Here is a 22,403-nt window from a genome sequence, read left to right on the forward strand (position 1 = left end):
TTTATACAACGTCGATCAGCCTGGCCGCCTGCTTATTGAACCATGCCAGCGAAAAGATTAACAGTATCGATATCGATACCGTGCTATAAATTAATTGCCCACTCGTAAAGCTGCCTTGTCCCAGCAAAGCATAGCGAAACACCTCAAATAGCGCTGTAAGCGGATTGACATTCACCAGCCACCGGATGCTATCCGGCACCAGCGACAATGGATAGATCACCGGCGTCACAAACATAAACAGCCGGATACCCAGGTGTACAATATTGGACAGATCACGATACCGGGCAGTAAGAATAGAAAAAATTAAACCCAGCGATAAAGAAAAAGCAGCGGTGAGCAGTATAACGAATGGTGAAAAAAATACCCAGGGATTTAATGAGACCCGAAAATTACCACAGATCCAATAATAAGCCAATACAATCAACAACAGCAGCACCTGAATCAGGAAACGCGCCAGATGTGTACCAGCCACCGAAAAAGGAATGATCAGCCGGGGAAAGTATACTTTACTGTAGAGATAACTGTAATAAGTAAAAATAAAAGCCGTGCCCGTAAACAGGTCATTACACAAGCCCCACAACAAAATACCACAAAGAAAGAACAACACAGGAGGCGTATCCCCGGTTTGAATACCCATCCACCTTCCAAACACCAACACATATACTACCAGCGTCAAAATGGGTTGTAATACTACCCACAATGGACCTAAAATGGTTTGCTGGTATTGGACCAGGAAGTCCCGCCTGATCAGCCGTGATAATAAATGGCGGTAGGCCCATAATTCATGCAAAGACCAATTGCTCCAACTACTTTGGTTGCCAATTTCCCAATCCCAGTCTTCATCCTTACGAGCCTGTAATGCCATGAGCAAATATTATGGTTAAAGATAATAAACCATTACCGACCATCCACATCTGCATAAATTTAAGTGAAATAAGAGGCTCGGGAGCCCCTTCATATGCAGGGCTTCCTTATTTTTATGGCACAACCATATACAATGAGAAGACTTCTACTGTTCTTTTGTGCCATTCTCCCCACCCTTCTTTTTGCCCAAACCATCACTACAAAATACGAACAATCCAATTTCCAGGAAACCCCCACCTACCAGGAAGCGATAGCCTGGTGGAAAATGATCGATGCAAAATTCCCACAGATCAGCATGCGCGCCATGGGCCCCAGCGACGCCGGATTTCCGTTACATCTCATTATCGTGAGCCCTGATAAGGATACCGACATTGCCAGCCTCAAAAAGAAAGACAAGCGTTTTATCCTCATCAACAACGGCATCCACCCCGGCGAGCCCGATGGCATCGATGCCACCATGCTCCTCGTACGCGATATCGTCACCAATAAAAAGACCCTGCCCGCCAATGTAGTACTGGCCATTATACCCGTATACAATATCGGTGGCTGCCTCAACCGCAGCCCCTTCTATCGCGTAGACCAGAACGGGCCCAAAGAGTTTGGCTTCCGCGGCAACTCACAAAACCTCGATCTCAACCGCGACTTCATCAAAGCAGATTCCAAAGAAGCCAGGTCCTTTGCTGAAATATTCCACTTGCTCGATCCCGATGTCTTTGTCGACAACCACGTGAGCAATGGCGCCGACTACCAGCATATCATGACCCTCCTCACTTCCCAGCATAGCAAGCTCGGCGGCGCGATGGGCGAATACATGAACAAACAATTCGAACCAGGCATGTATGGACTGATGAAAGAGAAAGGCTACGACCTGGTACCCTATGTGAGTTTTGGAGGCGGCACCCCAGATATGGGCCTTACCGCTTATTTTGACGGCCCCCGCTACAGCAGCGGCTACGCTACCCTTTGGCATACCTTTGCTTTTGTGCCGGAAACACATATGCTCAAAACCTATGAGCAGCGTGTAGAGTCCACCTACGCATTGATGGAAAGCTTTATTGCCTTCACCGCTAAGAACAGCTCCACCATCAAACAATTGCGCGAGCAAACCAAACAATCCGTAAAGCAACAAACAGATTTCCCCGTTAGCTGGGTCCTTGACAGAAGTAAATCCGCTACCGTTACCTTCAAAGGATTTGAGGCCACCCGCAAACCCAGCGATGTATCAGGCCTGCCCAGACTGTTTTACGACCGCACCAAACCCTACGAAAAAGAACTGAAGTACTACAACTATTTCGACGCAAAGACCACCATCAAAAAACCAGCTGCCTATATCATTCCACAGGGATGGTGGAAAGTGATCGACCTACTCAAACTCAATAAGGTGCAAATGACCCCATTGGCAAAAGATACCCTTATTGAAGTAGAAGCCTATCGTATTGAAGATTACAAATCAGCGCCCCGCCCTTATGAAATGCACCATATGAATAGCGATGTGAAGGTGAGCACCAGCCTCCGGAAAGTAGCCTTCCGCAAAGGTGATTACTACATTCCCATGAACCAGGTAGCCAACCGTTTCCTGGTGGAAGTACTGGAGCCGCAGGGTGATGACTCCTACTTTGCCTGGAATTACTTCGATGGCATACTCGGACAAAAAGAAGGGTTTAGTGGCTATGCCTTTGAGGACATTGCAGCCCAATACCTGAAAGAACACCCCGACCTCAAAACAAAACTGGAAGAAAAGAAAGCAACCGATACTGCCCTGGTCAAAAGTGCAGCAGCACAACTGGATTTTGTATACAGGAACTCCCCTTTTTATGAACCAGCCCATATGCAGTATCCCGTGTACAGAATTGTTAAATAGAAGATGTAGTCTATGAAGTATAAATGTTACTTTCTCCTGTTTGCATTGCTCGGCTTTGCCATCAGCGGCTTTGCACAAAAGAAACAACGCGACTCTGTACGCAAATACCTCGACAACCACCTGTCTTTTACCAATAAAACCAATATGGACTTCGCGGCCATGGCTGTGCGGGAACGTGATCATTGGCTGGTGGTATCCGTGTACCCCGATACGAATATTTTATTAAGAGCTTATTTCCTCGATGAAAAGCTCACTATCAAAGATGGCCCTTTTACCCTCTATCATCCCCACAAGATAAAAGCCGTAGAAGCATACTTTATCAATAATATAAAGCAAGGCGCCTTCAGATCATGGTATACCAATGGCCAGATAAAAGATTCAGGCTTTTATGTCAATAATTACCAATCCGGCGAATGGTATACCTGGAATGAAGAAGGTCAATTGACTGCCATCCTGCATTACCAGGATTCCTCCAATATTAAAACAGTAGCCCGCGCCTTGGTAAATCCCAACTTAAAGCGTCCATCTATGTTAGCAGGCGATACAAGCATTGGTGTATTGTCCGGTACCGCCTTAAGGTATTTCCCAACCGGCCAGTTACAAGATTCTGGCGCTTATAAATTCAATCACAAGCAAGGCATTTGGAAATACTGGTATGCCAATGGCCAAATGGAATCAACGGGCGCTTATGTCAACGGCCAACAGGAAGGTGAATGGGAATTTTTCCGTGAGAGCGGCATCCGCAGCACCAAAGAAAAATACGTAAAGAATAAAGTAGCCGCCCTGGAATGCTATGATGAACAGGGTGCCTTTTCAGGCAACACCTGCCCGCTCCAAAAACCTCCCGTGGCGCTGGGCAAATTCATGGATTTTGATAAATATGTATTAGACAATATTTACTGGCCCCAAGAGCTTGCTTACGCAGATATTCAAGGCAAAGTGATCATAGAGTATACCATCACCAAAGAAGGAGAGCTCGTAGACCTGAAGGTATTGGATACTCCACACAAGCTCATGGCCATGGCTGTCATGAAGTTTTTCAATGCACTCAAATGGTCCCCTGCGGTTTCACACAACCGCCCAATTGCCCAAACCATGCGGTATGCAGTTCCTTTTTTTCGATAAGTATAATGCCTGTATAAAAAACACTGCCCACAACCACACATTATCATTAAAGATCATCCATCTTCTTGTGGAAGAAAAGCACCCTGCTCACCATTTCTTCCTGTAACTGAATTAGAAAGACATTAATCTTTTATTACAAACGTTCATACAATAGCAGCCTGTAGTAACTTTATGCTTGTAACAGCTTGTCATTGTCATGAAAATATATGTACTCATACCTACAGTATGGGCTTTACTGGCTGTCTCCCACACAAAGGCCCAGCACAATACGCCCGTTGCTTCCAGATCTTTGTTGATACCAATTGGTTTGCACCCACCTCCACACACCACCTCCTCGCTGATCATCGATAAAAAACACCGCCAGCAAAGCCTCATCACCGCTTTCACTTCCAATGGTGATACCCTGTTTGCCGGAGGCTTTAAACGTGGCCGGCTTCATGGCAATTGGATGAGCTGGTATCATCCTCAGCAGCTTTGTGATTCCGGAAGACTGGTACGCAATGTACCCGACGGTGAATGGAAAAGCTGGTACAGCAATGGAAGTCCCCGTTCTATTCGTACCTACAGTGCTTCCATGTTGCTCCGCATAAAAGACGAATTACCCCGCCGCCAGTCAAAAGCTACTTTTTTTGCCATTACCGATATCGCGAAAACCGACCCCTCCTATGCATGGCAATTGCTCACGCCCGTTTACTCCTACATTACCCTGGCCATGAATGCAGCAGATCCTCATCTCGCATCACCCCGTTCATTGGAAGACCGCGTAGAACAAAATATACAGAGCGGTTTTCACCCTTACTTACCTCCATTTACAGAGTGTGTGCACCACGGATTGTACATGAATTATTACCCCGACGGCAAGGTGAAAGATTCAGGATTGTATGCCAATGGCCTCCGGGAAGGCGTATGGGTGGAATTCCTCAACAGCGGCGCCATGCGCTCCACCGGCGCTTACCACCGCGGGCTCAGGCAGGACAGCTGGAAATACTATACCATAGCAGGAAAACTCATTGGTGTAAAAACCTACAACAGACGGGGAAAAGAAACAGCCAGCAAGCGGATAAAAGAAAACGAGTAATAATCAATAATTATTGACTACTACTCGTACATCCATTACCATTAATGCGCCGCAGCCTTTTCTTTCACCTGATAGTTTCCAGGTACTACACCGGTTGAACGCGTAAGCCTGTTCCAGGAATTGATCTGAATAACAGCGAGTGTAAGATAGGCGATCTCCTGCTTGCTAAAATACTTGTTCAGGTCATCATGAATATGATCACTGTGCTCTTCAGCCTTCATATGCGTAAGCGTTTCGGCGAATGCCAGTACAGCTTGTTCCTGGGGCGTATAGTAAGGTGTTTCACGCCAGGCCGATACAGAAATGATCCGCAGCGGTGTTTCTCCTGCATGAACCGCTTCTTTGTAATGCATATCAATGCAATAAGCACAACTATTAATTTGGGATACACGCATCTTGATGAGGTGTATCAGCGTCTTATCAATACCTGATTTAGCAATATAAGCTTCCCCTTGCGCCAATACCTGGTACAGACCTTCGGGCATTTCTGAAAAAGAGATCCTTTCCATATAATTTTGTTTTGATGATTTTATACATAGAAAACAAAACAGGAAAGAAAAACGTGACAGGTTTCCGTAATTATTTTTGAAGTTCTTTTAGCTTATCAGGATTACGCATAAAATAGAAATTGTCTACCTGCCCATCCCGGATGGAGAAGATCTGACAAGTAACCAGTACGTTATCAAAATAGTACAACAAGGCCGGCTCATGGTTAACCGTCCCCTTTTCAATTCGCGCAAACTGGTAGTTTTTGGCATAGACTCCCATGAGGAAGCTGGTAACTGCCTTAATACCAACCAGTGGCCGCGTAGCAGCGATCGCTTTCCCACCGCCGTCCGACAACAGCACGATCTCATCGTGAAATAATTGCTCCAACTCGTGCGTATTCCCTTGTTGGATCGCATTCAAATATTTATCAATAGCAGCTGTTTCCGCAGGTTTATGCGCCACCGGCGTGCCTTTTTGCAGCTGTTCCCTGGCCCGGCTCAACAGCTTCCTGGAATTTTCTACACTGATATCCAATACTTCGGCAATCTCTTCATGCTCATAATCAAATGCCTCTTTGAGGATGAATACCGCTCTTTGCCGGGCATTGAGCTTTTCCATGAGTACCATGAGCGAGTATGACAACACTTCTTTCTGCATGATCCCGCCGTCGGCCTTTTCTGTCGCTACTGGTTCCGGCAACCAGGGACCGGGATATTCCCCTACCAGTTTCTGCTGCCGCTTCTTGGCATTGATAGAGAGGTTAACAACAGTACGGATAAGGTAGTTTCGTTTATCATCAATCTTGCTGCTGTCTATGTCCATGAATTTCAGGAAGGCATCCTGCACAATGTCTTTGGCCTCTTCCAGCGAACCAAGAATATTATAGGCGTAGGTGATCAGTAGCGGTCTAAATTCCTCCATACAAATGCCGATAAGAAAGCAAAGATAGGACGGAAATGTAAAACACGAGGGAGGCCCACTCAGGCATTAGGAGTTTGTAAACACAAAGAGCGACTGCCGGGGGCAATCGCTCTTGCGTTTGAATAATATAGTTCAATTAATAATTACTGCGTCACCCTGATAACCCCTGCCCCATTATAAGAATGGTACTCCCCATTATACATCGCATCCGCACTTACAGGTCCCATCTTGTACAATCCGGGCGATACCGCCCGCACCGCATAATAGTATGTTTGGCGCGAGCTGGTCAGGTCTACAAACAGGTTGATACGGTCATCCCGCACATCCAGGTACGTAGGCGTATGCCCATCCTTGATCCAGTCCATACCCGGTATCTCTTTCGTGCGGGGATTCTCTATTTCAAAACCAGCCGGCAGCAGATCCGTGATCACCACATTCTCCACATCACCATTATAGGCCTTTTCCAGGGTGATCTGCACGACCACCATATCATTCTGCTTAAAGGTATTCCCTGTCACCACCCGGCCATAACGGTCAAAGAATTTACGGCGCACCCGGATGTAATTGTCCTCTTCCTTATAGCTGCCGCTCACACTGATCCCTTCACTTTGCCAGAAGTAATAGAGCCTTCCCTCTCCTTTAGTCGTGATCTCTACATTATTGTTACCCAGTTGCTGCGCATTTAATTTCAGCGTATTTGCCTCCGCTTTGCCTACCGTTTTACCATTTACCTTCACCTCCGCTGTCACCGTGGCCTTATTCGCCGCCCGCGCCTGCTTGCCCAGCGCCAGGAAGCTGAAAGAACACTCCTGCGTACTATACCAGGTACGTTGTTTGAGCTGCTTGGCCACATGCGCCGTCATGATAGGTATTTGCGGGTTGCCCGGATCAACATCCAGCAGCGCATTTAAGGAAACCGCTTCATCCCGGATATCCGAATAGAAACTGCCACCCGTTTGCGCCACCGACACTTCTCCCGTAAAGGAGGTAGGCAACAATTCCCTGAACTTGGCTTTATCCCCCGCAATCGCATACGCTACCCCCAACAGGTATTTTCCATCCAGGCTCAACAATGCCGGATTAGCCTTATAATAGTTCATCGTCGAAACATTAGGCTTGCCCGCCAATGCCAACACATACAGGCTGTAAGCAACCTCTTTGGGCGCTATTTTCTTCTGCTCTTTCTGATTATAATAATAGTTGATCGTCTCTTTATCCCGGAGGCGGTTATTCATAAAGCTGGTGAGACCATTCAGCAAACTCTTGTCCACATCAAAACCCGCTTTCTGCGCTTCTATCAGGAAGTGAGCAGCATATATAGAGGTCCACCACTGCTCCGTGCCTTCCCCATCCCACAACGTCACACCACCTGTGCGCAGCTGGCGCAGCTTGATCTTACGGATCGCTTCCAGTACATTCCAGTTGGCTCCTGAATTACCCGCTTGCTTTGTCTGCATTTGCTGCGCCATATCATCGTAATACAATTGCGGGAAGGCCGCCGACACCGTTTGCTCCGTACAGCCATAAGGATATTGCACCAGGTAACGCAATTGTTTACCCAGTTCCAGCGCAGGACTGCGGCTTACCACCAATTGGTAATCCGCACTACCCGCCATGAAATCATTCAATGGTATATTGATCCGTTGCGTATTGCCGCCTGTAAGACTACCCGCTCCTGTTACCACCTGCAAAGGCGAAGCAGGCCGCACACTGATCTCCGTTTCATCCGTAAACTTCTCGCCCAATCCCTGCACTTCCACAGATACTTTGCCTACATTGACAGCCGGTGCAGCCACCACCTGGAATACCGCACGGCTTTCACTATTGGCATTCAACGACACCGATTGTTTGCTGTCTCCTACCACTTTAAGCGGTCCACTCACCGACAGCGTAGCAGTTGCTGAAGTACTCTTGGCCGTGGTATTCGTAATAATCACCGGCACAGTAGCCGTATCGCCCGGGCTCAGGAACCTGGGCAGCGCCGTACTCAGTACCAGCGGATCAGCCACCGTAATGGCGCTTTCACTGCTGCCAAAACTCTCATCTTTATAGGCCACCGCCATCAGCCGTACTTCTCCACTGAACTGCGGAATATCAAATTCAAAGCTGGCATTACCACTGCCATCTGCTTTGGCAATACCACTCCAGTAAGAAACGATCTTAATCCGCTTGGCAGGCATCGGGTTCGTACGCTTGTTCATTTCCAGATCACCGTCACCACCCGTACTGCTCAATCGCGCCCTTAGTTCAGGGAACAACAGCGGGTACATATCATAAGCCTGCACTTCCAGCGATTTGGGTGCATAGAAATAACCATAAGGATCCGGTGTTTTGAAATCACTCACCTGCAATACCCCATTATCCACCGCAGCCAGCGTAACAAAGCTGCCCGGCTTGGCCTTTACCGTCACCTTCTGATGTGTGCGCGAACGAACAGCTTTCTGCGCTTCAATCGTAACCGCTATTTTACGATCCGTTTCTTCCACCCTGATGCTCTGGAAGCCATGCGCTACCGTAAGCGGTATTTCACTTACATCATGTGGCTTGATCAACGTAGCCGTCACATATACATTGGGCAAATGATCAGGGGTCAGTTTCAGGTCCACAGAGGCAGTGCGGTTCTCCACATTCACGTATTGATAAGAGACCACTTTATCCGTTTCCATGGTCACCAGCATACGGCCGCTAAAAGGAGTTTTAAACAATACCTTGGCGCTTTCTCCCGTCTGATAGGCCGATTTATCCATGCTGATATCGATATTACCTTCTGTATCCACTTCAAAGGAGCTATTGTCGCCACCCCAGGAGCCATAGCTGTAGAAGCTGCGGCTTACATAGCTCGATGCGCCCGGTATCGCCACCCGCATTTCATAATTGCCGGGAGAGCGGGGCACAAAAGAGAAAGCTGTATTCTCACCATTCACCGCCAGCACCTGCTGCGCTACCACCTTATCATCCTGCTGCGATTCATAGCGGAAGTAACTACCCTCTTTCCTTAATATAGTGCGGTATTCATGCTTGATCACTTTGATCTCTGCTTTGGCGCCATTGGCAATGCCCTCGTTTCTGTCCAATGCGATCAGCGGAAATTTGATCGACTGGTTGAGCGGATAATACCAATAGCCGTCACTGCCCACACCAAAATACACCTGCTGCGTAAAGATATCGGCAGAAGTGCTGCGGCTTACAGGCCGGCCTGTTTCATCAAATACCGTAGCATAGAACGTAGCCTGCAGCAGCCCTTTATTCGCATACAACTCCGGTACTTCATAGCTCATCGTAGCATTGCCATTGTCATCCGTTTTACCTTCTTTTACATCCTTTTCGAAAGATATCCCCTGGTTCTGGATCGAGAAATTGAACCGGTTATATTTCTTGGGGCTAAAGTATTTCTGTTTTACCTGTATTTCTGCTTCGTAATTGCGGTTGGCCGCCGGTGGACCAAAGAAGTTAACCGCATTGATACTCAAAGTGCCTGTTTGCCCTGGCAACAGGAAAGGTTTGTCGAGTTTGGCAGCTACCTTGATCCTGTCAGGTACAAACTCCTCGATGCTGAAATTCTTACTGCCCAGCAACACATCATTGGAGGTATACACTTCTAATGTATAGCTGCCCGTAATGGCCGATGTGGCGATATCCACATCCGCTTCCAGCGAGCCCTGTGCATTCAGGTTTTTACGGAATGTTTTTAGCTCCTTACCATTCGGCATCAGGAACTTCATCTTTACCGGCAACTCTCCGGGCGACTTCCACAACCTGTCCCGCAGGATCACCGAGAAGTTGACCTTCTCACCGGGGCGGTAAATATCCCTCTCCGCATAAATGAAAGCATCCATGCCCGTGCTGTTGCTGCGTTTACCCCCTACCTCAAAGCGGGAAGTATTCACCCTTGTATTATTGAAAGGCAGGTAATTAAAATCATCCCCTGTTTTGGCAATGATCATCGCCGGACGGAAACCCGCAAACTCCTTACGTGCCAACGCCAGTTCTGCCACACCCTCTGCATTTGTGGTACCCATACCCAGCACCTGGTTGTTATTGCCATAGGCGATCACATTCACCCCATTTACCGCTTCCGCTGTTTTGATCGAATTGGCAAATACGAATATCTTGTCCTTCCCTTCCTTGGCGATCAGCCCCAGGTCCGATTTGGATATAAACCGGCTGTCCGTCACCCAGTAATCCGTAGCCGACCGTATCTTGATATGATAAATGCCTTTGAAATCCGGTAAGCGGTCCTCCACATTGAACGTAAACAGACGGCTGTTGCCAAATTTGGGCAGCGAGCGCGTATCGATCTCTTTTTCGTAGACCACATCACCCACCGATAGGTCGCCACCGCTGCCATAATCGTCCTCATAATACTCTCCTTCATCATCCGAACTGTTGCGTGCGTCTTTTGGATAATAACCATAACGCTGCGCAAACAACAGGTTGCTCTCATAGATCTTCGAGATGATCACTTTTACCTTAGGTATGTTGATGATCTTCACTTCTATATTCTGACTGCCTTTCGAAGAAAGGTATACCCCTTTACTATTGCCAAAGCTGAGCGAGGGTTCCAGCTCACCAAAAGCTACATTGCCTTTGTACTCTTCCCGCAGCACGCCACCAATGCGGCCGCGCAGCCCCTTACCGATCGTAATGCTATAGGTTTTATCCGCATCAAAACTTTCACTGTTGATGCTGAAACCATCATCCGTTTGTGCTACCGTAAACTTAACCGCCGGATCAAATTGTATCCGGGAACCGATGTTCTCCATCACCACCTGCTGGCTGGTACGCACATACACCGTACCGCCCGTACCATCATGTTCCGCCGTCACGTCATTAATACTAAGATTGAAGGGTGATGGGATGATCAGCTTATTCTCAATGGCCTCTTTTGTACCATTCGTGCCACCATCCGGCACCAGCCCTTTATCCAGCGTTACCTTGGCGTCCAGGTCCTTGTCTTCTGCTTTGATGCCCAATATGCGTAAAGAAACTTTGCTGTCATTGCTCAGCGTAAGCACATCATAGCTGGCAGCTTTGCCGCCTATCTCCAGCTTCATCTTTTCCTTGATCGTGGCAGGATTTACCGGGTAATTGAAATACAGGTCTACCTGCGGTACTGCCGTAGTGCTGCGTTCATCCGCCAGCGTCCAGGTCACATTCGTATTGTCCAGTTGCAGGTAGGGCGTGGTGAAGCTGATCTCATCTGCCTTGCCGATCTTACCATATTTACTGTGTTGGAGAATATCACTATTTAGCTTAGCCTTGAAACTGGTAGCCGGTGGTAAAGGCCTGGAAGGCGAGAATACCAGTTGATCCGGTGATTCCCACCGAAAACGCCCCGGTATCTTCGGTTCAAAGCTGATATAATCAGTAGAATCCCACTGGTTCAGCAGCGAATCTGCTACCAGCGACTTATCAAAACGGAATACCAGGTTGCCCAGCGACTGCACTTCGCCTTTGGCATTTGTATAATCGAGGTTTACAATACTCCGATTACAGGCGAGCAAAAAAATAACAACCAATACGGTTGTTAAGGCCAACGATTGTTTACGCATAAAGGGTTAACATTAAACGTGATGGTTAAGGAAAAGCGGGGGAAAAGTACAAAATATAGCCGATTACCCAGCGTTCGTTAAAGGTTATATCCGGAATATCCCGGAATACCATGAGAAACGAGGGCATATCTATGATGATCATACAGCCCACTGCCTTCAACAGGCGAGTCGGCCGTTGTATCATCTCCGGTTGAAAAACCTTTGTAACCGGAACCAATAAATAAAAATGAAAAGCTAAGGAGGGATGGTGGACGAAAACATAAAAATGATTTCATACGAAAGATACATAACGGGCAATGGCATTTGCAAATTGCATCCGATAAGGATTTGTTAATTCGTATTTTTATACTTCCAGCAATTTATTCAATGCCTTTTGCAGTTGTGCCTTATCGGGCAAATAAAGCTGGTATTTGCCCAATAGTACTTTATTGGTGATACTTCCGGTTGCATATTCTACCAGCACCTGGTCATTATAAGCGCCCAGCAATATGCCTATTGGCTCATTGTCGCCCTCAGTAGCCTCTTCTTTCTTAAAATAATTGATATAAAGATTCATTTGCCCTATATCTGTATGCTCTATTTCACCACGTTTCAGGTCTATCAATACAAAGCATTTGAGTATTCTGTGGTAAAAAAGCAAATCAACACGGAAATGCTTGCCCCCAATACTCATCCGGTATTGCCTGGCAATAAAAGCAAACCCCTTACCCAGTTCAAGAAAAAGCTGTTGTAGATTATTGATCAGCTTCTCCTCCAGTTCACTCTCCAGGTATTGATGCTGCTCCGGGATATTAAGGAATTCAAGCACAAATGGGTCTCTTAAAAGATCTTCCGCCTGGTGTACCTCATGGCCCTGGTTAGCCAATTTAAGTATCCCCTCCTTGTCTGTACTAACAGCCAACCGGTGAAAAAGCATGCATTTCATCTGTCTTTTCAATTCCCTTACACTCCATTTTTCCTTTTCACATTGTTTGGCGTAAAAGCCTATTTCCAGTTCAGAATCTGCCTTCAATATTTCATAATAATGACTCCATGTCAATTTGCGGGACACTGTCCCGCATATTTGAAAACTAAGATACAACTTCCTAATATACTGCAAGTTAGACCTGCCAAATCCTTTTCCGTAAGCTTGCGTGAGATCTTTGGAAAGCCTTTCGAATAAACGGGAGCCATATTCAGCCTTTTCATTGCCCTGTTGTTCATATTCAACTATATGACGGCCAATTTCCCAATAGGTCTGTACCAGGATGGTATTAACCTGTTGTGCCGCTTTCTCCCTGCCGGCAATTAGCAGTTGTCCAATGCTTGTGATGAGTTGTTTATACTGGTGCTGTAATTCCATACCGAATGATTATTTATGTTAATCAATGAATCATTTGGCTGGGCACGATGCTAATTTATTTAGGAAAGCAGGTCTACTTACGCAAATACTTACCCGTTGGATTTATTGATTGCTAAACAATTCTCAGCTTGGATAAATCTTTCGGAAAACCACCAGGAAGAAACCAATTAGTGAGACAGTGTCTCACTAATTAGAACCCAACCCAAACTCTTTTAACACAACTGTACATTTTGTTGTAATCCGGAAGACAATATCTTTATCCCGTGAAAAACATCCGGGGCCAACTAAAAAAAGCAGGTAAATGGTTATTGATCGCCAGTGGCGGCCTGTTCCTGCTTTTCCTACTGCTCCAATGGTTGTTTCCCCTACCCGATCAGGTAGAGTATTCCACCATCATCACCGACAGCAAAGGCGAAGTCGTTCATGCCTTCCTCACCAAAGATGAAAAGTGGCGCATGAAGACCAGCCTCGATGAAATATCCCCCCTGCTGCGCAAGACCATCATCGAAAAGGAAGACCAGTATTTCTATTACCATCCCGGCGTCAACTTCCTGGCCATCGGGCGGGCCATGGCCAAGAATGTCTTTCGCCTCAAACGCACGTCCGGCGCAAGCACCATTACCATGCAGGTGGCCCGCGCACTGGAACCCAAACGCAGAACCTATTTCAATAAATTCATAGAAATATTCCGGGCTTTTGAACTGGAATGGAAATACTCCAAGGATGAGATATTGCAACTTTACCTCAACCTGGTGCCATACGGCGGCAATATTGAAGGTGTAAAAAGCGCCTCCACCCTCTACTTCAATAAAAACCCCGATCACCTTTCCCTGGCCGAGATCACCGCCTTGTCCATCATCCCCAACCGGCCTTCCTCCCTGGTAATGGGCAAAAACAATGACCTCATCGTAAAAGAGCGTAACCGCTGGCTCAGGAAGTTTGCCGCCGACAAAGTATTTACCGAAAAAGAAATACAGGATGCCCTCAGCGAGCCCCTCAACGCTACCCGCGATGTAGTGCCCAAACTGATCCCTCACCTGGCATGGCGCCTCCGCAAACAGGGCGGCGATATCATCGCCACCAATATCGAAATGAACACCCAAACCCGGGTCGAGAAATTAGTAGAAGATTATGCACGCTCCCTGCGCCTGAAAAATATCCGCAATGCAGCCGTTGTCATCATCGATAACCAAACCCATAAAGTAGTCACCTATATTGGTTCCTCAGGGTTTTATGATACATTGGATGCCGGACAGGTCAATGGTGCCGCCGCCATCCGCCAACCCGGCAGCACCCTCAAACCCTTGCTGTACGGCCTGTGTATGGATGAAGGCCTCATGACACCCAAAGCCGTGATCACCGATGTGGCCGTCAATTATGAAGGATATGCCCCCGAAAATTACGATAAGCAGTTCAATGGCTATGTCACCATGGAATATGCACTGGAACACTCCCTCAACATACCCGCAGTAAAAGGATTGAAGATGTTTGGAAAAGATAAGCTGGTGCAAAAGCTGGCCGCCTGTGATTTCCGGCAGATCAAAAAAGACCAAAAGAAACTGGGCTTGTCACTCATATTGGGAGGCTGTGGCGCCACACTCGAAGAACTGACAGGACTATACAGCTCTTTTGCCCACGAAGGCAAGTATTTCAAACCCCAATATACCAGGTCCGTGGACGGAGCCCCTGCCACGGAAGAAGCAGGCAGCCAAAAGGGTTATACCGTCATGAGCCCTGCTGCCACCTTTATGATCAATGAGATCCTGTCCAAAGTAAACCGGCCCGATTTCCCCCTCAACTGGCAAAGCACCGAGCACATGCCCAAAATTGCCTGGAAAACAGGCACCTCCTACGGTCGCCGCGATGCCTGGAGCATTGGATACAATAAGAATTATACAGTAGGGATTTGGGTGGGGAATTTCTCGGCCCTCGGTATTCCCGAACTCAGCGGCGCCAATGTGGCCACCCCGCTTCTCTTCAAAGTTTTCAATACCATCGACTATGACAGCGACCAGGAATGGTTCACCCAGCCGAAAGATTGTGAAAGCCGCATCGTGTGTTCAGAGACCGGCATGGTGCCCGGTGAACACTGCCACAATACCGTAACCGATTTCTTTATTCCCCTGATCTCTTCCACCGCCCCCTGCAACAATATGCAGGAAGTGATGATTTCACCAGATGAAAAATTGGCTTATTGCAGGATCTGTATGCCCCAGGCCGGCTATAAAAAGAAATGGTATAAAACCGTATCCGCCGAAATGCAGCAATACTACGACGAGCACCACATCGCCTATGAGAAAATACCCATCCACAATCCCAATTGTGAAAAAGTATTTGCAGGAGGCGCTCCCGCTATCACCGCTCCACGTCATGGCGCCGAATACCTCATCAGCAGCAAACACCCCGAGCCATTACAACTCACCTGCCAAACAGGCAATGATGTCAGCAAAGTCTATTGGTATATCAACAACAAGTTCTATAAAACTGCAGAAGCAAAGACCAAACAATTCTTTATCCCCGAAGAAGGCCCCGTCAAAATTTCCTGTACCGACGATAAAGGCCGCAACAGGGATGTTTGGATCACCGTAAAGTATGTGAATATGTAAAAGGGAACACCCATTCAATAAAAAACTACTGGCAAAAACCTGTATAGTCAGGCTTCTACCAGTAGTTCTAAACTATTAACTACAGACTTGTACTAATCAACTTTCTTCAAACTCCCATTGCCCGTTATATGCGTAGAGGTCTGCGCACTGCCTTTATAGCGTACATCCCCATTACCACCGATCCGCACATCCAGTTTTACACTGGCATTCACGTTGGCATTGCCATTGCCGAATATCTCTACTTTGGTAGATTCCGTTTGCAGGTCCATCGCCTCAATATGACCGTTGCCCGTGGTTTTACAATTGAAGTTACGGGCAAGCCCCTTCACCTCAATACCACCATTGCCCGTAAGCTCCGCTTCGATCTCAGGCGCATCTACTTCTACTTTCATTTCTGCATTGCCCGTCACCCGCAGATCGATCCGGGATGAATCAGTGAGCTTGGTAGTACTGATAATATTGCCATTTCCGCTGGAGTGGATCCTGGTAAGACGGGGAGCAGTCACAGTGATCTTGACCGCCCGGCGTGGCTTCAGCCAGAAACCGTCTTTCGTTTCGATCCGGAGCACCCCATTATCCACAAAGGTCTCTATATAAGGGATGATGTTTTCCTCCGCTTCTATCTTTACCGAATAAGGCCCAATGCCTACATAGGTGTCAAAATTGCTGCCCCCTACGATGCCTTCAAAACCCGTTTCCGGGCGGTCTACCGTTTGTACATTCCCATTCCCCTTGACCCGTTTACCGGCTACAAAATCGCAGGAAGACAATACCAGCGCATTAACAGCGCAAAGAATAAAAATGAGTTTTTTCATGTGTTAGGTGGTTTGGCCTGACAAAAATGCCGATTTATTCGGTGATTTTCATGATTAGACGCAAGAGATTAGCAAACGTTACAACATTCCATAAACCTGAAATTTATTACCTTCGCACCACCATGACGGAAAAGATTCTCATTCTCGATTTCGGCAGCCAGTATACTCAATTGATTGCCAGGGCCGTCCGCGAGGCCAGCGTTTATTGTGAAATAGTCCCCTACCACCACAAAATTGAATTTGATCCCTCCTTAAAGGGTATTATTTTGTCGGGCTCACCCTTCTCGGTCAACGATGCCAATGCCCCGGTAGTGGATGTAGAAAGCCTGCACCAGAAATTACCCGTGCTGGGTGTTTGCTATGGTGCACAGCTCACCGCCAAACAATATGGCGGCCGCGTAGCCAACAGCAACAAAAGAGAGTATGGCCGTGCCCTGATGACCAAGGAAAAAGAAGACATCTTATTGAAAGATGTAACTGATAATAGCCAGGTATGGATGAGTCATGCCGACTCCGTGCTCGACCTCCCCGCCGGCTTTGAAGTATTGGCCACCACCGAAAGCATCCCCTATGCTGCTTTCAAAAAGAATGGAACCGAACTGCCCCTGTATTGTGTACAGTTTCACCCCGAAGTATACCACTCTATCGAAGGCAAAAAGATTTTAAAGAATTTCCTCGTCAATATTTGTGGCTGCAAGCAGGATTGGACCTCTGCCCACTTTGTTACCGACACCGTAGCTGCCCTTAAAAAGCAGATTGGCGACCGTAAAGTGATCATGGCATTGAGCGGCGGTGTGGATTCCACCGTAGCAGCAACCCTTATTCACAAAGCCATCGGCGACCGCCTGTATGGCATTTTCGTAGACAATGGCGTATTGCGCAAAAATGAATTCCAGCAGGTACTCGACACCTATGCAACCATCGGCCTCAATGTAAAAGGTATTGACGCCAAAGAACTATTCTACCGAGAGCTGAAAGGCAAAACAGATCCTGAAGCCAAACGCAAGGTAATTGGCAAGCTCTTTATTGATGTTTTCCAGGAGGAAGCCAAAAAAGTGGAAGGCGTCGGTTTACTGGGTCAGGGTACCATTTACCCCGATGTGATTGAAAGCGTATCCGTTCATGGTCCTTCCGTAACCATTAAATCACACCACAACGTAGGCGGATTACCCGATATCATGCACCTGGAACTCGTAGAACCCCTCCGCTCCCTGTTTAAGGACGAGGTACGCCGCGTAGGCGCAGAGCTGGGAATCCCTGCTAATTTGTTAAATCGTCATCCTTTCCCGGGCCCTGGCTTAGCCATTCGTATCCTGGGAGAGATCACCCCCGATAAAGTACAATTGCTCCAGGAAGCCGATGACCGTTATATTCAAGGCTTAAAAGACCACCACCTGTACGACCAGGTATGGCAGGCCGGCGCCATCCTCCTGCCGGTGAAAAGCGTAGGCGTAATGGGCGATGAGCGTACCTATGAGTTCACCGTAGCCCTGAGGGCCGTTACCTCCGTGGATGGCATGACAGCCGACTGGGCACACCTTCCCTACGATTTTCTGGCATATATTTCGAATGATATCATTAATAATGTGAAAGGGATCAACCGGGTGGTATACGATATCAGCAGCAAGCCCCCTGCAACGATTGAGTGGGAGTAACCGTCTTGGTCATAATCCTTGTGAATACAATAAAATATCTGTACTGCACAGAGCGTTATTGCCTGCAGCTATAGGAATATTGTGGAAGGGATCACTTCATAACGAACCATCATGAAAAAGAATAGACAGTTAATCTTACTCACCATCTGCGCCCTGCTGCAATGGACTATTTCTTTTTCCCAGACTGATTCACTGACCACTCACGCCGACTCCCTTCCCAGGCGTCACCATATTGCCCTGTTTGCCCCCCTGTACCTGGATTCCGCTTTTGATGCTACCGGCCAATACCGGTATGCCAAAAGCTTCCCCAAGTTCATCAACCCCGGGCTTGAATTCTGGGAGGGCGCTCAGCTGGCCATCGATTCCATGAAAAAAGAAGGACTTCAACTGGAAGTCCACGTATATGATACCCGTGCCGCCAACAAACCATTGATGTCCCTCCTGCAAAGTGAGGAGATAAAGCAAATGGACCTGCTGATAGGCCATGTGAATGTAAATGAGGCCAACCTGCTCACACAAATAGCCGCCTCCCATACCATTCCCTTTATCAATGTGAACCTCCCCAATGAAGCAGGCGCTACCAATAACCCTTATTATGTGATCCTCAACTCCACACTGAAGACCCAGTGTGCGGGTATTTATAAATTCCTGCAAAAGAATTTTTCCGTATCCACTATTGTGGTTTTCCGTAAGAAAGGCGCAACAGAAGATATCCTGAAAAACTATTTCACCGAAGCAGAGAAATCCACCCTTGGCCTGCCCTTGAAAATGAAATACGTAACCCTGGAGAACAATTTCACCCAGGAAGACATCACCGACTACCTCGACAGCAACAAAACCAATGTATGCCTCGTCACCAGTCTGGATGCTTTTTTTGGCCAGCAAGTTTGCCAGCACCTGGCAGCAGTTAGCAGCAGTTACACTACTACCGTTATTGGAATGCCTACCTGGGACCAGTTTGATTTTGAAAAACCCATCTTCAAAGGCATAGAAGTATACTACAGTACCCCATTTTACGTGAATCCTGCCGATAAACTAGCTACAGAATTGCATGATTACTTCAGAATAAATTTCTACTCACGCCCCTCTGATATGGTTTTCCGCGGTTATGAAACCGTATATCACTTTGGTCACCTCCTCTCCTCCCTTGGTAAGAACCTCAGTACAGGATTGGGCGATAAGAAATTCAAACTCTTTACAGAGTTCGATATCCAGCCCGTCATTGATAAACAAACCATGACGCTCGATTACTTCGAAAACAAGAAGCTCTACTTCATCAAGAAAGTAGACGGCCTCGTAAAAGCCGTTTATTAACCAATTCCCTTACCGGGTCCCAAATTTGCAGGTATTCGTGTGATCCTATAAATTACGGGAATCATGCCATCAATTATTGAGTTCACCGATAAAGGTCTTTACTGCCCGGCAGGTCAATTTTATATCGACCCCTGGAAGCCTGTAGACAAGGCCTTTATTACCCATGCCCATAGCGACCATGCAAAGCCTGGCAATAAATATTATCTCTGCCACCGCGACACACTGCCCATGCTGCAGCTAAGATTGGGCGACAATCACTATCAAAGCATTGGCTGGAACGAATCCCTGTACATGAATGAGGTAAAAGTATCACTCCATCCTGCAGGTCACATCATCGGCTCCTCACAGGTAAGAGTGGAACACAAAGGAGAAGTATGGGTGGTGAGCGGCGACTACAAAACAGAGAACGATGGCATCAGTGGTGCTTTTGAACCCGTACCCTGCAATACTTTCATCACCGAATCAACCTTTGGTTTACCCATCTATCACTGGAAACCCCAGGAAGCCATATATACAGATATCCGCAACTGGATCCACAGCAACCAATTGGCAGGCAAAACATCCGTCTTAATTGCTTATAGCCTGGGCAAGGCCCAACGCGTACTGAAAGCAGTAGCAGAGATCACCGGCAATATTTTTGTGCATGGCGCCATCTGGAACACCCACCAGGTATTGACACAAGCTGGCTGGCGCCTGCCCGATGTAATACGCGTAACACCCGAGCTTCCCAAAGAAGCCTTCAAAGGCCAGGTGGTGATCGCCCCACCCTCAGCCGATGGCACCCCCTGGATGCGCCGTTTTGCGCCTTACAGTGTAGGCGTTTGCAGCGGCTGGATGCAGGTAAGAGGACATCAGCGCAGAAGGAATGCCGATGCCGGATTTGCCCTGAGCGATCATGCAGATTGGAATGGTCTGCTGGAAGCTGTAAAAGCTACCGGTGCAGAAAAAGTATTTGTCACCCATGGATTTCAATCCGTATTCAGTCGCTACCTCAATGAACAGGGTATTGCCGCAGGAGAGGTAAAAACAGAATATGGCGCAGAAGAGGAAGAAGCAGTAACCGAACCGGAAAAGGCAGATGAGTGAACAGCAAAACCATACTACCACTCTCCCCACTTTAGGCGGCATGCAATTGTTTGCACAACTGGTACAGCAATTAGGCATGAGCACCAAGACCAACGACAAACTGGAAGCCCTGGTCAATTATTTTACCCACGCCGATCCCAAAGACAGGGTGTGGGTGATTGCCCTGTTCAGCGGCCGAAGACCCAGAAGAACCGTCAACTCCACCCAACTACAAACATGGTGTGCCGAACTCATCCATCTTCCTGTATGGTTATTGGAAGAATGCTATCATACTGTAGGCGACCTATCGGAAACCATTGCCCTGCTGATTCCTGAGCAAACAGCCCTGGCCACTACAGCTGGCAAGCCATTATACTTCTATGTAGAGCAGTTCCTGCAACTGGAGAAAGCAGACGAAGCCGCTAAAAAAGAATTCATTCTCCAATCCTGGCAGGAACTTACCAGCAAGGAAAGATTTGTATTCAATAAATTATTGTCCAGCACATTTCGGGTAGGTGTATCCCAAAATATGATGGTCAATGCACTTGCCAAGACAGTGCAACTGGAATCCAGCGTCATTGCGCACCGCATCAGCGGCAATTGGGATCCAGCTACTACCGGCTTTGAAGACCTGTTGACAGAACAGGATATATCATACGACTATTCAAAGCCTTACCCTTTTTACCTGGCCTATGCCATAGAAGAAGAAGTTTCCAACTTAGGCGCACCCGGTGAATGGCAGGCAGAATGGAAATGGGATGGCATCCGTGGACAGATCATCAAACGCAATAACCAGTTGTTTGTATGGAGCCGGGGCGAAGACCTGATCACCGATAAATTTCCCGAGTTGGCCGCCTTGCTGGCCAAACTACCCGATGGAGTGGTCATCGATGGCGAGATACTCCCTTACAAAGATGGGCAGGTACTCAATTTTAATGTATTGCAGACGCGCATCGGGCGAAAGAATATCACCAAAAAGAATTTGCAGGAAGCACCAGCCGGATTGTTTGCCTACGACCTGCTGGAATTAAATGGCCAGGATATCCGCCATTTATCCCTCACCGAACGAAGGGCTGCTTTGGAGTCTCTGATCAGTGAAGTGCAACTACCCTTTATACAACTCTCCCCGGTCGTTGATTTTAATAACTGGGAACAACTGACCACCCTGCGTGAACAGTCACGCAACATCAACAGTGAAGGATTGATGCTAAAGAGGAAATCCTCCGCCTACCTGGTGGGGCGCAAAAGAGGTGATTGGTGGAAATGGAAGATCGACCCACTCACTATCGATGCAGTAATGGTTTACGCACAGAAAGGCACTGGCAGAAGAAGTAACCTCTACACCGATTATACCTTTGCAGTGAAAGATGGCGATAAGCTGGTCACTTTTACCAAGGCTTATTCCGGCCTCACAGATAAGGAATTTGCCCAGGTAGATGCTTTCGTAAAAAAGAATTCGATAGAAAAGTTTGGCCCCGTACGTACCGTAAAACCAGAACTGGTATTTGAGATAGCATTTGAGGGTATTGCGTCCAGCAACCGGCACAAGTCCGGTGTAGCCCTCCGTTTTCCCCGCATCAGCCGCTGGCGTACCGACAAAAAAGCCGATGAGATCAATACCATTGAAGACCTCCAAAAAATGCTGGCGCTATATGGGAAATGATGCAACCTTCCGGCTGCAGATTGCTACTTTATGACAAATATCCTCAGCCGGCG

General features: G+C 47.4%; 14 protein-coding genes. 8 read left to right on the forward strand and 6 right to left on the reverse strand.

What is annotated here, in order from left to right:
- Position 1: 1 nt before the first annotated feature.
- Positions 2-865 (reverse strand): ABC transporter permease, encoded by an 864-nt coding sequence (locus tag D3H65_RS18030; protein WP_211345514.1) that lies wholly within the window; start codon positions 863-865, stop codon positions 2-4.
- Between the two features lie 132 nt (positions 866-997).
- Between D3H65_RS18030 and D3H65_RS18035 the strand changes: the two genes are divergently transcribed.
- The 3 genes from D3H65_RS18035 (at position 998) to D3H65_RS18045 (ending at position 4,928) form a co-directional block, all read left to right on the forward strand.
- Positions 998-2,725: a M14 family metallopeptidase gene (locus D3H65_RS18035; protein ID WP_119051646.1), complete on the forward strand. Its 1,728-nt coding sequence runs from the start codon at positions 998-1,000 to the stop codon at positions 2,723-2,725.
- Positions 2,726-2,737: 12 nt separating this feature from the next.
- Entirely contained in the window at positions 2,738-3,850 is a 1,113-nt protein-coding gene (locus tag D3H65_RS18040; RefSeq protein WP_119051647.1) for an energy transducer TonB, read from the forward strand.
- 196 nt (positions 3,851-4,046) lie between these two features.
- Complete coding sequence (locus D3H65_RS18045) at positions 4,047-4,928, forward strand: toxin-antitoxin system YwqK family antitoxin (RefSeq protein ID WP_119051648.1); 882 nt, start codon at positions 4,047-4,049, stop codon at positions 4,926-4,928.
- A gap of 41 nt (positions 4,929-4,969) precedes the next feature.
- Here D3H65_RS18045 and D3H65_RS18050 read toward each other — a convergent pair whose 3' ends face one another.
- The 4 genes from D3H65_RS18050 to D3H65_RS18065 all read right to left on the reverse strand — a co-directional run bounded on the left by D3H65_RS18050 (position 4,970) and on the right by D3H65_RS18065 (position 13,232).
- On the reverse strand, positions 4,970-5,437 hold the full coding sequence (locus D3H65_RS18050) for a carboxymuconolactone decarboxylase family protein (RefSeq protein WP_119051649.1): 468 nt from the start codon (positions 5,435-5,437) through the stop codon (positions 4,970-4,972).
- A 70-nt stretch (positions 5,438-5,507) separates the two neighbouring features.
- Positions 5,508-6,338: a sigma-70 family RNA polymerase sigma factor gene (locus D3H65_RS18055; RefSeq protein WP_119051650.1), complete on the reverse strand. Its 831-nt coding sequence runs from the start codon at positions 6,336-6,338 to the stop codon at positions 5,508-5,510.
- 143 nt (positions 6,339-6,481) lie between these two features.
- Positions 6,482-11,890 carry an alpha-2-macroglobulin family protein gene (locus D3H65_RS18060; RefSeq protein ID WP_119051651.1) on the reverse strand — a complete coding sequence of 1,803 codons (5,409 nt, stop codon included), beginning with the start codon at positions 11,888-11,890 and terminating at the stop codon, positions 6,482-6,484.
- A 343-nt stretch (positions 11,891-12,233) separates the two neighbouring features.
- Positions 12,234-13,232, reverse strand: coding sequence for a PDDEXK nuclease domain-containing protein (locus D3H65_RS18065; protein ID WP_119051652.1), 999 nt, complete (start codon positions 13,230-13,232; stop codon positions 12,234-12,236).
- A 263-nt stretch (positions 13,233-13,495) separates the two neighbouring features.
- On the opposite strand from D3H65_RS18065, the gene pbpC reads away from it, so the two are divergent.
- Positions 13,496-15,838, forward strand: a complete 2,343-nt coding sequence (gene pbpC / locus D3H65_RS18070) for a penicillin-binding protein 1C (protein WP_119051653.1) — start codon at positions 13,496-13,498, stop codon at positions 15,836-15,838.
- Positions 15,839-15,930: 92 nt separating this feature from the next.
- Here the strand turns inward: pbpC and D3H65_RS18075 are convergent, their stop codons facing one another.
- On the reverse strand, positions 15,931-16,653 hold the full coding sequence (locus D3H65_RS18075) for a head GIN domain-containing protein (protein WP_119051654.1): 723 nt from the start codon (positions 16,651-16,653) through the stop codon (positions 15,931-15,933).
- A gap of 122 nt (positions 16,654-16,775) precedes the next feature.
- Here D3H65_RS18075 and guaA point away from each other — a divergent pair, with 122 nt between their 5' ends.
- The 4 genes from guaA (at position 16,776) to D3H65_RS18095 (ending at position 22,350) form a co-directional block, all read left to right on the forward strand.
- A complete protein-coding gene (gene guaA / locus D3H65_RS18080) occupies positions 16,776-18,308 on the forward strand; it encodes a glutamine-hydrolyzing GMP synthase (protein ID WP_119051655.1) in 1,533 nt (510 codons plus the stop codon).
- Between the two features lie 111 nt (positions 18,309-18,419).
- On the forward strand, positions 18,420-19,622 hold the full coding sequence (locus D3H65_RS18085; RefSeq protein ID WP_119051656.1) for an ABC transporter substrate-binding protein: 1,203 nt from the start codon (positions 18,420-18,422) through the stop codon (positions 19,620-19,622).
- A gap of 63 nt (positions 19,623-19,685) precedes the next feature.
- Positions 19,686-20,708 (forward strand): ligase-associated DNA damage response exonuclease, encoded by a 1,023-nt coding sequence (locus D3H65_RS18090; RefSeq protein ID WP_119051657.1) that lies wholly within the window; start codon positions 19,686-19,688, stop codon positions 20,706-20,708.
- The gene (locus D3H65_RS18095) at positions 20,701-22,350 is read left to right on the forward strand and encodes an ATP-dependent DNA ligase (RefSeq protein WP_245999526.1); all 1,650 of its coding nucleotides are present in this window, start codon (positions 20,701-20,703) and stop codon (positions 22,348-22,350) included. Before D3H65_RS18090 ends, D3H65_RS18095 begins: the two co-directional genes overlap by 8 nt.
- The last annotated feature ends 53 nt before the right edge of the window (positions 22,351-22,403 follow it).

The sequence above is a fragment of the Paraflavitalea soli genome, from assembly GCF_003555545.1.
GTDB lineage: Bacteria > Bacteroidota > Bacteroidia > Chitinophagales > Chitinophagaceae > Paraflavitalea > Paraflavitalea soli.